Annotated in this window: 11 protein-coding genes and 1 pseudogene; 7 read left to right on the plus strand and 5 right to left on the minus strand. The window is 69.7% G+C overall.

The window, feature by feature from the left end; genetic code table 11:
- Positions 1-209: 209 nt before the first annotated feature.
- The 3 genes from pucL to uraD all read right to left on the minus strand — a co-directional run bounded on the left by pucL (position 210) and on the right by uraD (position 2,295).
- The gene (gene pucL / locus D474_RS0106615) at positions 210-1,106 is read right to left on the minus strand and encodes a factor-independent urate hydroxylase (RefSeq protein ID WP_017612801.1); all 897 of its coding nucleotides are present in this window, start codon (positions 1,104-1,106) and stop codon (positions 210-212) included.
- Positions 1,107-1,399: 293 nt separating this feature from the next.
- On the minus strand, positions 1,400-1,744 hold the full coding sequence (gene uraH / locus D474_RS0106620; RefSeq protein ID WP_017612802.1) for a hydroxyisourate hydrolase: 345 nt from the start codon (positions 1,742-1,744) through the stop codon (positions 1,400-1,402).
- On the minus strand, positions 1,741-2,295 hold the full coding sequence (gene uraD / locus D474_RS0106625; protein WP_017612803.1) for a 2-oxo-4-hydroxy-4-carboxy-5-ureidoimidazoline decarboxylase: 555 nt from the start codon (positions 2,293-2,295) through the stop codon (positions 1,741-1,743). The genes uraH and uraD overlap by 4 nt, the downstream gene beginning before the upstream one ends.
- Before the next feature lie 388 nt (positions 2,296-2,683).
- Between uraD and D474_RS0106630 the strand changes: the two genes are divergently transcribed.
- The 4 genes and pseudogenes from D474_RS0106630 to gcl all read left to right on the plus strand — a co-directional run bounded on the left by D474_RS0106630 (position 2,684) and on the right by gcl (position 6,335).
- On the plus strand, positions 2,684-3,481 hold the full coding sequence (locus D474_RS0106630; RefSeq protein WP_017612804.1) for a hydroxypyruvate isomerase family protein: 798 nt from the start codon (positions 2,684-2,686) through the stop codon (positions 3,479-3,481).
- Between the two features lie 161 nt (positions 3,482-3,642).
- Positions 3,643-3,994, plus strand: a pseudogene (locus D474_RS33185) (NAD(P)-binding domain-containing protein); the annotation flags it as partial.
- Positions 3,983-4,459, plus strand: coding sequence for an NAD-binding protein (locus D474_RS33190; protein WP_239647007.1), 477 nt, complete (start codon positions 3,983-3,985; stop codon positions 4,457-4,459). The pseudogene D474_RS33185 and the gene D474_RS33190, both read left to right, overlap by 12 nt.
- 169 nt (positions 4,460-4,628) lie before the next feature.
- Positions 4,629-6,335, plus strand: a complete 1,707-nt coding sequence (gcl, locus tag D474_RS0106640; protein WP_026118234.1) for a glyoxylate carboligase — start codon at positions 4,629-4,631, stop codon at positions 6,333-6,335.
- Between the two features lie 112 nt (positions 6,336-6,447).
- On the opposite strand, the gene D474_RS0106645 is transcribed toward gcl, so the two are convergent.
- The gene (locus D474_RS0106645; RefSeq protein WP_017612807.1) at positions 6,448-7,755 is read right to left on the minus strand and encodes a M14 family metallopeptidase; all 1,308 of its coding nucleotides are present in this window, start codon (positions 7,753-7,755) and stop codon (positions 6,448-6,450) included.
- Between the two features lie 725 nt (positions 7,756-8,480).
- On the opposite strand from D474_RS0106645, the gene leuA reads away from it, so the two are divergent.
- Positions 8,481-10,190, plus strand: coding sequence for a 2-isopropylmalate synthase (leuA, locus tag D474_RS0106650; protein WP_017612808.1), 1,710 nt, complete (start codon positions 8,481-8,483; stop codon positions 10,188-10,190).
- Here leuA and D474_RS30895 read toward each other — a convergent pair.
- Positions 10,073-11,194, minus strand: coding sequence for a CAP domain-containing protein (locus tag D474_RS30895; protein ID WP_449289345.1), 1,122 nt, complete (start codon positions 11,192-11,194; stop codon positions 10,073-10,075). The two genes, leuA and D474_RS30895, sit on opposite strands and share 118 nt — an antisense overlap.
- 138 nt (positions 11,195-11,332) lie before the next feature.
- Between D474_RS30895 and recO the strand changes: the two genes are divergently transcribed.
- Positions 11,333-12,064, plus strand: coding sequence for a DNA repair protein RecO (gene recO, locus D474_RS0106660; protein ID WP_017612810.1), 732 nt, complete (start codon positions 11,333-11,335; stop codon positions 12,062-12,064).
- On the plus strand, positions 12,061-12,816 hold a 756-nt coding region (locus tag D474_RS0106665), incomplete at its 3' end, for an isoprenyl transferase (protein ID WP_017612811.1). The genes recO and D474_RS0106665, both read left to right, overlap by 4 nt.

The raw sequence follows: 12,816 nt of genomic DNA on the forward strand, positions 1-12,816 counted from the left end.
CCGGGCACAGAGGCCCGTGCTGTGACGCATCGGCCCACGGCAGGGCGTTCTCACGCACGCCGGAGGGGCCGGAGGCCCGCCGGACGGGGCGGGCCGGGCACAACTCCCCGTTCCCGGGGCAGGGGGAGGGACGGGGACCGCGTGAGGGCGCGGTCCCCGTAGCCACACGCGGGGATCCCGGGACGGACCCCGGGGAGCAGCGGTAGGCCCTACACGAAGCCGGGCACGTTCTTCCAGGCGTCGCCGGCGTCGGGGGCGTCGTCGCGCTCGACCACGGCCTCGATCTTGCCGTAGGGACGGTCGGCCGCGAAGAAGACCTCGTTCGGGTTGTCGAGGCCGAACGGGCTCAGATCCACGAGGAAGTGGTGGTTGTTCGGCATCGAGAAACGGATCTCTGCGATCTCGGGGCGCGCCTCCAGAACGGCCTTGCCCATCTCGTACAGCGTCTGCTGCAGGGCGAGGCTGTGGGTGTCGGCGAAAGCCTCCAGGCACAGGTCGCGGACGGCGGCGTAGGCCTTGTCGTAGTCGTGGTCGACCCCGATGTACCGCCAGCGCGCGGTCACGTCCGTGGCCAGGATCCTGTCGTTGGTCTCCGGCAGGGTGGTGTACTTGGTCTTCGGGTAACCGTGGAACTCCGAGCCCGTGGACTTGAGCACGGTCAGGGCCTCGAAGCCGGAGACCACCCACTCGCGGTCGCCGTCCTTGTGGACGACGGTGGTGCGGGTCTCGGCGCCGTCCCGCGAGAACGCGTGGTCGTGCGGGCCGTGCGAGGTGTTGATGCGGTTCCAGGAGTACTCCTGGACCTCCTGGCGGGCCCCGGACACGTACTCGTGCTCGTCCACGAAGTGCCGGGCCAGGCGCAGGGCGAAGTCCTCGATCGCGCCGGTGCCGCCCCACTCGCGGGCCTTGGCGTAGACGGTGTTCTTCTGGGTGTCGGTCGGCAGGCACTTGCCGTTGTCGCCGACGGTGTGGACCTCCTCCAGGTCGCCCTGGAGCTGCGAGGTGACGTTGAGGTCCTTGATCCGGTGGACGTCGGTGTCGCGGTTGACGTGGACGAGGCGGACCTCGGCCTTGCCGTACTGGTTGTCTCCGAGTCGGATGCCCATCAGGGTGTCTCCATCCGTGTGCATACGTGTCGTCACTTGCGCCCATGCGCTGTGCGTCGAGGGAGGACCGCTGCGGTCGTGCGGAAGGACCTGTCACGCACTCGAAGATGGTCAGGTGGCTCACCTGGGGGATTCGAACCTGATGGGGCTCCTTCGGCGGTTTCGGCGTGTCGGACGTGTGTTACCGGGGCTCCGGGCGATCAGGGACCGCGTGGGGCCGGTTCACCCGGTGCGGTCAGGGCCGTTCGGCCGGCGCCTCACGGCGCGCTGACCGGGTGCCCGCCGAGCAGGCCCTAGGAGCCCCGGTAGGTCGTGTAGCTGTAGCGGTTGAGCAGGATCGGCACGTGGTAGTGGCGGTCCTCCTCGGCGAGGTCGAAGACGACGGTCACCTCGGGGTAGAAGGCGCGCTGGCCGAGGGAGTCGAAGTAGGCGCCGGTGTCGAAGACGATCCGGTAGAACCCGGCCTCGAGCTGGTCGGGGCCCAGGTCGGGCACGCGCCCGTCGTCGTTGGTGCGGCCCTCGGCGACCGGCTTCCAGGAGGTGCGCTCCCGGTCGGCAGCGGCCTCCAGGCGCACAGGGACCTCGCGCGCGGGCAGGCCCAGCGAGGCGTCGAGGATGTGGGTCGTCACGTGGCTCATACGGACTCCAGGAGTTTGACCAGGCGCAGGCCGGCGATCTTGCGCAGTTCGTCGCCGACCACCGCCAGTTCGGTTTCGCGGTCGTTGTACAGGCGCTCGACGAGGTCGGCCAGCAGGTCGCGTGGCCCGCGCCCGCTGGCGCACACGAGGTAGATCTGCCCGAAACGCTCCTCGTACTCCTCCTGCCCGGCGGTGAAGACACGCTGAACCCGGGCGGTGGCGTCGTCGGTGCCGGAAGCGAAGGCGGACTGTTCGCCGCGCGACCAGTTGGCCTCGGTGCCGCGGCCCTTCGCCTTCTCTCCGATGCGCGGGTGGCGGGCCAGGGCGCCGGCCACCTCCTCGCCCGTGATCGCGCGCGCGTGTGTGTCCGCGCGGGCCAGGAGGGTGTCGCGGTCGGTGAAGGGCGCCTCGGAGGCGAGGGCCTCCACCCAGCGTTCGATGTCGAGGCACTGGGCGAGGTCGGTGCGCAGCTCCTCGGCGGTGAGCGCGTTGAGGCGTGCCAGACCCGGGTCGGGGTCGGTGTCCCCGCCGTGCGGGTTGCTGTCGGGCATGTGTTGTCGTCTCCCGGGGCCCGGCCGGTCCCGGTCCGCGGAGGGCCGTGTGCGGCTCGGACCGACCGGTCTTTTCGTAGTGCAGATTGATGATTCCGTATTACGGATTGGAGGGACTCTAGCCGACAGTCGTGTGATCTTGTCAACACCCGCAAGGGGATCCCGGCGAGAAACTGAGCCATCTGTGTCTTCATATGAAGAACCACTGAAGTTGCTGGTCTGTGCGGGGCGCATGACACGCATGTGACGCCTGGGGTCAGCAGCCGTCGGTTGCGCGGGCGGGATGTTGCGCCGAACCGTGCTTGACAGGCCCGGGTGGCCCGGCGCACACTCAAATCATTCCTCAAAGCGAAAAGCTGATTCCACATCACGAAATAACGGAGTCGCCATGAGCCACACCCTCGGCCACACCGTGAACTGCTCCCTGCTGTTCACCGAGCTGCCCGTCAACGAGCGCCCCCGGGCCGCCCGCGACGCCGGTTTCGACGCCGTCGAGTTCTGGTGGCCCTTCGACACCGCCACCCCGCCCCAGTCCGACATCGACGCCTTCATCAGCGCCATCGAGAACGCCGGCGTGCGCCTGACGGGCCTCAACTTCTTCGCCGGCCAGCTGCCCGGGCCCGACCGCGGCGTGCTCAGCCACCCCGACCGCATCGCGGAGTTCCGGGCCAACACCGAACTCGTCGCCCAGATCGCCGAGCGCACCGGAGCCACGGGGTTCAACGCCCTCTACGGCCGCACCCAGGACTGGGCCGACCCCGCAGAACAGCACCGCACCGCCCTCGAGAACACCGTCGCCGCCGCCGAGGCCGTGGCCCGCGTCGGCGGGACCGTGCTCATCGAGCCCATCAGCGGCGCCGACGACTATCCCCTCAAGACCGCAGCCGACGGGCTCGCATTCGTGGAGGAGGCCCGCAAGGCCGGGGCCGACAACGTCGCGTTCCTCGCCGACTTCTTCCACCTGGCCGTCAACGGTGACGACGTCGCCCGGGTCGTCCGCGACCACGCCGCCGAGTTCGGCCACATCCAGATCGCCGACGCCCCCGGGCGCGGCGAACCCGGCAGCGGCGACCTGCCCCTGGACGCCCTGCTCACGGACGCACAGTCCAACGGGTACAGCGGTCTCGTCGGCCTCGAGTACAAGCCCACCGTGCCCAGCGCGGAGAGCTTCGGCTGGATGCGCTGAGCCGAACCGGACCCGGCCGGGAACACCGGCCCCCAGGCGGCCGCACCGAGCCCGCCCCGCACCTGCACCCGCACACGACCACGGCCACCACAGCCACGAGAGGGAACACCATGGCCCTGCAGAAGATCGCGTTCGTCGGACTGGGCATCATGGGCCTGCCCATGGCCCGCAACCTCGTCAGCGCCGGATACACCGTCACCGGCCACAACCGCAGCCGCGGCAAGGTCGACGCNCGGTGCCGACTCCGTCGCCGAGGCGGTCGCCGACGCCGACGCCGTCATCACGATGCTCCCCGACTCCCCGGACGTGGAGGCCCTCCTCGCCGGTGAGGGCGGCGTCTTCGCCCACGCCCGGCCCGGCACCCTCGTGATCGACATGAGCACGATCCGCCCCGACGTCTCCCGCACCCTCGCCCAGCAGGGCCAGGAGCGCGGGCTCCGGGTGCTCGACGCCCCCGTCAGCGGCGGCGAGGCCGGCGCGATCGAGGGCGCGCTGTCCATCATGGTGGGCGGCGAGCAGACCGACTTCGACACCGCACGGCCGGTCTTCGACGTGCTCGGCAAGACCCCCGTCCTCGTGGGCCCGCACGGCGCCGGACAGACCGTCAAGGCCGCCAACCAGCTCATCGTCGCCGGGCACCTCCAGCTCCTCGCCGAGGCCCTGGTGTTCCTGGAGGCGCACGGTGTGCAGACCGGCCCCGGACTGGAGGTCCTGGGCGGTGGGCTCGCCGGCAGCACGGTCATGCAGCGCAAGGGGGAGGCCATGCGCGAGCGCAACTTCCAGCCCGGCTTCCGGATCGCCCTGCACGACAAGGACCTGCGCATCGTCACCGACGCTGCGCGCACCTCGGGGGTCACCGTTCCGCTCGGCGCGCAGGTCGCCCAGCTCGTCGGTTCCCTGAACCGCCAGGGCCACGGGGACCTGGACCACTCCGCGCTCCTGAAGCTCGTCGAGGAGCTCTCCGGCCGCAAGCACTGACCGGACCGCCGGCCCGCCTTGCCGCTCCCCGGGTGTTGGCCGCACCCGAGGGCCCGGCCCGTGCGGGCCCGGACCCGGTCCCGGTCCCGGTTCCCAGCAACACCCCTGGCACTCGCAGCACCCCTAGCACCCACCCGCAGCACCCCTAGCACTGAAGGGTTCACCAGCCATGCCACAGATGCCCGCGATGAACGCGGTCGTGGAGGTCCTCAAGGACGAGGGTGTCGACACCGCCTTCGGCTGCCCCGGCGCCGCCATCCTGCCGCTGTACAAGGCACTGGAACAGGTCGGCGGGATCGAGCACCTCATCGTCCGCCACGAGGAGGGCGCCACCCACATGGCCGACGGGTGGTCTCGCACCACCGGCAAGGTCGGCGTGGCCATCGGCACCTCCGGCCCCGCCGGGACCAACATGATCACCGGCCTCTACACCGCCATCGCCGACTCGATCCCGATGGTGTGCATCACCGGACAGCAGCGCACCGACCTGCTCGACAAGGAGGGCTTCCAGGCGGTCGACATCGTCGAGGTCGCCAAGCCCGTCACCAAGTGGGCCGTGCAGATCAAGGAAGCGGCGACCGCCCCGTGGATCTTCCGCGAGGCCTTCCGCCTCGCCCAGGAGGGGCGTCCCGGCCCGGTGCTCGTCGACATCCCACTCGACGTCGCACAGCAGATGATCGAGTACGACCCCGCCCTGGACGCCCCGCTCCAGCGCAACACCGTGCTGCCGCACCGGCCGCGGGTGGAGCGCGCGCTCGACATGCTCCTGGAGGCCGAGCGCCCGCTGCTGCTCGCCGGCGGGGGGGGGATCACCGCCNACGACCTGCGGGCCCTGGCCGAGTACCTGCAGGTTCCCGTGCAGGTCACCCTCATGGGTAAGGGCTCCTTCGACGAGGACTCGCCCCTGTACTCCGGTATGACCGGCGTGCAGACCTCCCAGCGCTACGGCAACACCTCGTTCCTGGAGTCGGACCTGGTGCTGGCGGTCGGGGCGCGCTTCGCCGACCGGCACACCGGGCAGATCGACGTCTACCGGGGCGAGCGGCGCTTCATCCACGTCGACATCGAGGCCACCCAGATCGGGCGGGTCTTCGAACCGGACCTCGGGGTGGTCTCCGACGCCCGCGTGTTCCTGCGCGAGATGCTGGCCGAGGCCAAGCGCCGCAACGCCACTGCGCAGGTCGGAGCCTGGCGCGAGCGGGTCGTGGAACTGCGCTCGACGATGACCCGGCGTGAGGATTTCGACGCCACGCCCGTCAAGGCCCCGCGGGTGTACAAGGAGATCAACGAGGTCTTCGACGAGGACACCTACTTCGTCACCGCCATCGGCCTCTACCAGATCTGGGGTGGCCAGCACCAGAAGGCCCACAAGCCCCGCCGCTACCAGATCTGCGGCCAGGCCGGCCCGCTCGGCTGGGAGATCCCGGCGGCGATCGGCGTGAAGAAGGCGCTCAAGGACACCGAACCCGACGCGGAGGTCGTCGGCGTCGTCGGTGACTACAGCTTCCAGTACATGGTCGAGGAACTGGCCGTGGCCGCCCAGTACGACGTCCCGTACGTGCTGATCATGCTCAACAACGAGTACCTGGGCCTGATCCGCCAGGCCGAGATCCCGTTCGACATGAACTTCGAGGTCGACATCCACTACGACGACTTCGGCACGGACAACGTCAAGATCATGGAGGCCTACGGCTGCTCCGGGCGCCGCGTGTTCGACCCCGCGGAGGTCCGCGACGCCCTGGAGTGGGCGCGCAAGGAGGCCAGGAACACCTCGCGTCCGGTGCTCGTGGAGATCATGATCGAGCGCGAGGCCAACACCCCGCACGGTCCCTCCATCGACGCAGTCAAGGAGTTCGAGCCGCTCCCCGGCGCCTGATCCCCGACCCGGGGCACGGAAGTCGGCAACTGGTGCCCCGCACGATGGGCCCGGCGGTCATCGACCGCCGGGCCCATCGGTGTCCTCACACCCGGGAGGGAAGACACGGGGATCAGCCGCAGTAGGCCTCCTCCTCGCCGATGATTCGGTACGGGCAGTCCGCGTAGTCGAGCAGGTCCAGCACCGGCTCCTCGTTGCGCGCGGTCTCCTCCTCGATGACGTCGGAGGGCGGGTAGAAGCCGCCGTCGTCCATCGAGCTCGGGTACATCTCGAAGGTGAAGTTGACGATGCCCTGGTCGGCCCAGAGCCAGTCGTTGATCGACCCGTCGGTGATGTACAGGTCGCTGGACTGCTGCGGCGTGTACCCGTTCGTCTCGGCCATGAGCTCGCCGAGCGCCTGGTGGGTGTCGTACTCGTCCTGGTTCATGCCGTCGGTGACCTCGTCGTAGGTGTGGCCGAACGGCCAGAGCACGAGCTCGCCGAAGGTGTGGAAGTCGATCGCCGTGGTGATCTGCTGCTCGCCGTCGACCTCGCGGCTGCGCACGAAGTCCGCGAGCGCCTCGACCTCGGTGGCCGACTCGGGCGCGTCGCCGCGGTAGGTGATCGACTCCGGGTCGCCGGAGGAACCGTTGCAGCAACCCCAGTTGTAGGCCCAGTTCCGGTTCATGTCGGTGCCCAGGGCGTCCGACCCCTCGTTCGGTTCCCGGGTCTTGCGCCAGTCCTGCCAGGTGTCCTCGGACTGGTCGTACTCGGTGCCGTCGGGGTTGGTGTTGGGCAGGACCCAGATCTCGCGGCTCTGCACGAGCTCGGTGATCTGCTCGTCGGAACCGTGGCCCTCGGTCAGCATCTCCATGATGTGCAGCGCCATCTCGACCGTCAGCGGTTCGCGGGCGTGCTGGGAGTGCGTGAACAGCACCTCGGGTCTGTCCTGGTCGGCCTCGGCGTCGTCGCTGATGCGGACGGCCACCAGATCGCGGCCCTCGTAGGACTGCCCGTAGACCTCGGTGTGCACCAGGTCGGGGTACGCGGCGGCCAGGGCGTCGACCTGCTCCACGACCTCGGGGTAACCGGTGTAACCGGGGTCGGGCTGCATCGCCCCGTCGGGGAGGCGGACGCTGTCGACGTCGTAGCCGAGGTCGGTGATCTCGTCGACGTCGTCGGGGGTGGCGGTGGCCAGGAGGGTGCCGTCCTCCTCGACGAGGTCGATGGACACACCGGTCCCGGCGATCTCCGTGCGGTCGGCGGCGGTCCCGGCATCCGCGACGCGGACGGGTCCGGGGTCGTCGTCCTGCGCCGCTGTGGCGCTGCCGGCCCCGAGCGTGCCGGCCAGCAGCGCGCCCAGGGCGACGGGCACGAGGGCCTTGCGAAGTGCGGTGTGTCTGCCGGGGGAGGGGGAGTGGGGGTACGGGGGGCGGGCCACGAGGCCTCCTTGAGCGGGTCGAGGCATCGGTCGTCTCGCCGGTATTGGAGGCGTTGGTGACCCTCGTGTCAATGCCCGTTGCCGTGCGTGACCACTGCGGTGGAAGCCGGGGTTTGACGTGCGGTCCAGGTGGAGCCCGCTGCGGGGAGGCGGGGTGGCGCATGCACGGTTGGCCGGATGCGGCCACGGGGTGACAGAAGGTACGCGCCGACGGGGTGAGCGGGTGCCTGCGAGAACGAGAAGCTCCGCCGACGGGGCCGGCCGGACCGCCCGCGCGGCTTACGTGTACACGGCGCGTGGGGCGGGGGCCTCGGGTGTTGGCCGCACCCTGGGTCCCGTCGGCGGAGCTCGGAACAACCCCCCTAGCACTGAAGGGTTCGCCTCCGATTCTACCGGTAGAGGGCGGTCTCTTGAAGTCGAGGTACTTCAGAATCCCAGCTCGTTCGCGGTGCACGGGCATCTCACGCGGCTCGTCGGAATCGCCCCAGCGCACAGGTCTCTTGTCTCAGAATGTGGACGAAAAATACCGCAGTTTCCCGGCCGTCTGCTAACGTGGCGCCCACTATGCTGCGTGAGCTTCTCCTCCTTAGTGGCCGCGGCGGGGATCGGTAGAAACGGTCGGCTCCCTGCCGCGGGAGTTCGGCATGTTCAGGTCGGCCACTGACCCACGCGCATCACCCGTCCCGAGTGGACGAGGCGCACCATTCTTCGAGGAGCTCACCGTTATGGTCCCGCAGCAGCAGCCGTCCCAGATGCCCTTCCAGCGTTACACCGCGTTCAAGCCGGTGGACCTGCCCGAGCGCACCTGGCCCTCCAAGACCATCACGCAGGCACCCCGGTGGCTGTCCACCGACCTGCGCGACGGCAACCAGGCTCTGATCGAGCCCATGGACCCCGCCCGCAAGCACGAGATGTTCCAGCTGCTGGTGCGCATGGGCTACAAGGAGATCGAGGTCGGCTTCCCCTCGGCCAGCCAGACCGACTTCGACTTCGTACGGACCCTGATCGAGAAGGACCAGATCCCCGACGACGTGCAGATCTCGGTGCTGACCCAGGCCCGCACCGACCTGATCGAGCGCACCGTGCAGAGCCTGGTCGGCGCCAAGCGCGCGACCGTGCACCTGTACAACGCCACCGCGCCCACGTTCCGCGAGGTCGTCTTCAAGGTCGACCGCCAGGCGTGCAAGGCCATCGCCGTCGACGGCACCCGTGACGTCATGCGCTTCGCCGAGCAGTACCTGGGCGAGGAGACCGACTTCGGTTACGAGTACTCGCCCGAGATCTTCATGGACACCGAGCTGGACTTCGCCCTGGAGGTCTGCGAGGCGGTCATGGACACCTGGCAGCCGGGCCCCGGCCGCGAGATCGTGCTGAACCTGCCCGCCACCGTCGAACGCGCCACACCCAACGTCTACGCCGACCAGATCGAGTGGATGAGCCGGAACCTGACGCGCCGCGAGCACGTGGCCGTGTCGGTGCACCCGCACAACGACCGCGGAACCGGTGTGGCCTCCGCGGAGCTGGCGGTGATGGCCGGCGCCGACCGTGTCGAGGGCTGCCTGTTCGGCCACGGCGAGCGCACCGGAAACGTCTGCCTGATCACCCTGGGCATGAACCTGTTCAGCCAGGGCGTGGACCCGAAGATCGACTTCTCCGACATCGACGAGATCCGCCGCACGGTCGAGCACTGCACCCAGCTGCCCGTCGCGCCGCGCCACCCCTACGGCGGCGAACTGGTCTACACGGCCTTCTCCGGCTCCCACCAGGACGCCATCAAGAAGGGCTTCATCGCGCAGGAGGAGCGCGCCGCCGAGGCCGGCATCCCGGTCGAGGACTCCGAGTGGGACGTTCCCTACCTGCCGATCGACCCCAAGGACGTGGGCCGCAACTACGAGGCGGTCATCCGGGTCAACAGCCAGTCCGGCAAGGGCGGCGTCTCCTACATCATGCACCGCGACCACAACCTGGACCTGCCGCGCCGTCTGCAGATCGAGTTCTCGCGCGTCATCCAGACCTACAGCGACGCCGAGGGCGGCGAGGTCGCGGCAGAGAACATCTGGTCGATCTTCGAGCGCGAGTACCTGGCCGAGGGCGGTCCGGTGTCGGTGCTGGCCCACCGGTCCAGCACCGACGGCGAGGGCACCTACCGGGTCGAGGCCGACGCCCGTGTGCACGGGGAGATCCGCGAGCTGACCGGTACCGGCAACGGTCCGATCTCCGCGTTCTGCGACGCCCTGACCGACGTGGACGTCAAGGTCAAGGTCATGGACTACGTCGAGCACTCCATGGGCGGGGACGGCGAGTCCAGCGCCGCCGCTTACGTGGAGGCCGAGATCGAGGGCGACGTGGTCTGGGGCGTGGGCATCCACAGCAGCATCACCACGGCTTCGCTGAAGGCGCTGTGCAGCGCCATCGGCCGCTCCAACCGGATCTGACCGTCTGCCCCACCCGACATCGAGGGGCCCGCGGCACCNCACTCGTAGCCGAACTTCTGCGTCCAGGCGTGTCCGGCCTCGCCGACGCCGATCGCCTCGAGATCGCAGTTGAGGATGTTCTGCCGGTGGCCCGGGCTGTCCATCCAGGAGTCCATGACCTGTTCGGCGCTCTGCTGGCCCTTGGCCACGTTCTCGGCCCCCCAGGAGCTGTAGCCGTGGCGCTCTGCACGTTCGCCCGGCCCCTCGCCGTCGGGACTGTGGTGGTCCATGTAGTCGCGCTGGTCCATGTCCTCGCTGTGTTCCTGCGCGGCAGAGGTCAGGCGGCCGTCGACCGACACCGGGTCGCAGCCGTTCTGCGTGCGCTCGGAGTTGACGAGGCTGACGACCTCGTCGGCCATCGGGCTGGAGGAGGCGCTGTTTCCGCTCCCGCCACCGCTGCCGGAACCGCCGCTTCCACCGCTTCCACCGCTTCCACCGCTTCCGCCGCTTCCGCCGCCGGAACCGCCTCCGCTGCCACCGTCGTCCGAACCGGCGTCGTCGGAGTCGTCCCCGTCGGGCGTGGAGGAGGCGGTCACCTGTGCGTCCTGCGGATCACTGTCGCCCGCGGGGGAGGAGTCGTCGGGAGCGCCGGTGGGGGCGTCGAAGAAGTCCTCGTCGGGAGCGGCGTCGGGTACGACCGTCTCGTTGGTCACGCCTTCGCCGATCTCCCCTGCGGCGGTGTCGGTTCCACCGGCGGAGGCCGCCACGAGCGAGGCCGCGACGATGAGCCCGACGGGGACCGCGGACAGGCCCACGGCCAGCGGGAGGAACCGGCGGCGCGGTCGGCGTGCGCCCTCCGCGGGATCGCCGCCGGCGTCGGTCTTGGGTCTGCGTCGTCGACCACGAGCCATGATCGTCAACCTCCGTGGGGAAAGGAAGGCGTGGGAACTCGGCCCGGGTGGGTTCCCGGGGCCGTGCCGGGCGTGCGGGGCCCGGGACGGGTGCAGAGCACTGCGTCGGCACATGCGCTCGGTGCTTCGCACCCTGACGGGGGAGAGTAGAGCACTGATGGCGAAAAGGGAATTCAAAACGTAATAAAGCAGGTCGTGTCGGTCTTCTGAGGGCGTGTGAGTCGGGCGGCCGGCATCCGCGACAATGGAGGGGTGAGTCTCTACCGCGACGAGGGCGTCGTCCTGCGCACCCAGAAGCTGGGCGAGGCCGACCGCATCGTCACCCTCCTGACCCGGCGCACCGGTTTGGTCCGCGCCGTCGGCAAGGGTGTGCGCCGGACCAAGTCCCGATTCGGGGCACGCCTGGAACCGTGCACCCACGTCGACGTGCAGCTCCACACCGGCCGGTCCCTGGACGTGATCACCCAGGCCGAGACGGTCCGTTCCTACGGCGAGGCGGTCGCCTTCGACTACTCCCGCTATACCGCGGCCGCCGCCATCCTCGAGACCGCCGAGAAGGTCGTGGTCGTGGAGAAGGACCCCGCCCTGCGCCAGTTCCTGCTGCTCATCGGCGCACTGCGTACTCTGGGCGAGGGCAGTCACGACGCCCGGCTGGTCCTGGACGCCTACCTGCTGCGCTCCCTGGCCGTTGCCGGGTACGCGCCCGCCCTGAGCGAGTGCGCACGCTGCGGCAGCCGTGCCGATCACCGGGCGTTCGCGGTCCACGCCGGCGGTATGGTCTGCTCGGTGTGCCGCCCGCACGGCAGCGTCCATCCGTCCCCCGACACGCTCCGGCTCATGTCGGCCCTGCTCGGAGGCGACTGGGACAGCGCCGACGCGAGCGAGGACCGCCAACGTTCCGAGTGCAGTGGGCTGGTCGCGGCCTACCTACAGTGGCACCTGGAAAACGGAATCCGATCACTGCGCCATGTGGAGCGTTCTTGAGTCTGTTCAGCTTCGATCCCGGTAAGCGTCGGGAGAACCGGGAGTACGCCGCGCCAACCCCCCACCCGAGCGGGGCACGGCCGCCCGAGCTGCCGTCCGACCTGGTGCCACGGCACGTCGCGGTCGTCATGGACGGCAACGGCCGGTGGGCCAAACAGCGCGGCCTGGCGCGGACCGAGGGCCACAAGGCGGGGGAGTCCTCCCTCTTCGACGTCGTCGAGGGCGCCGTCGAGCTCGGCGTCCCCTACCTTTCGGCCTACGCCTTCTCCACCGAGAACTGGAAGCGCTCGCCCGACGAGGTGCGCTTCCTCATGGGTTTCAACCGCGACGTGATCCGCCGACGCCGCGACGAACTGCATGCGATGGGTGTGCGTGTGGTCTGGTCGGGTCGGCCGGGACGCCTGTGGAAGAGCGTCATCTCCGAGCTGCAGGACGCCGAGGAGATGACCAAGGACAACACCGGTCTGACACTGCAGTTCTGCGTCAACTACGGGGGACGGGCCGAGGTCGTCGACTCCGCCCGTGCACTGGCGCGCAGGGTCGCGGCGGGTGAGCTGTCCCCGGAGAAGATCACCGAGGACGCCATCGCCCGGAACCTGTACGCCCCTGGCGTGCCCGACGTCGACCTGTTCCTGCGCTCCTCCGGCGAGCAGCGCACCTCGAACTTCCTGCTGTGGCAGTCCGCCTACGCCGAGTTCGTGTTCCTGGACCAGCTCTGGCCCGACTTCGACCGCCGCGACCTGTGGCGGGCC

It is taken from the genome of Nocardiopsis salina YIM 90010 (assembly GCF_000341025.1).
GTDB classification, from domain to species: domain Bacteria; phylum Actinomycetota; class Actinomycetes; order Streptosporangiales; family Streptosporangiaceae; genus Nocardiopsis; species Nocardiopsis salina.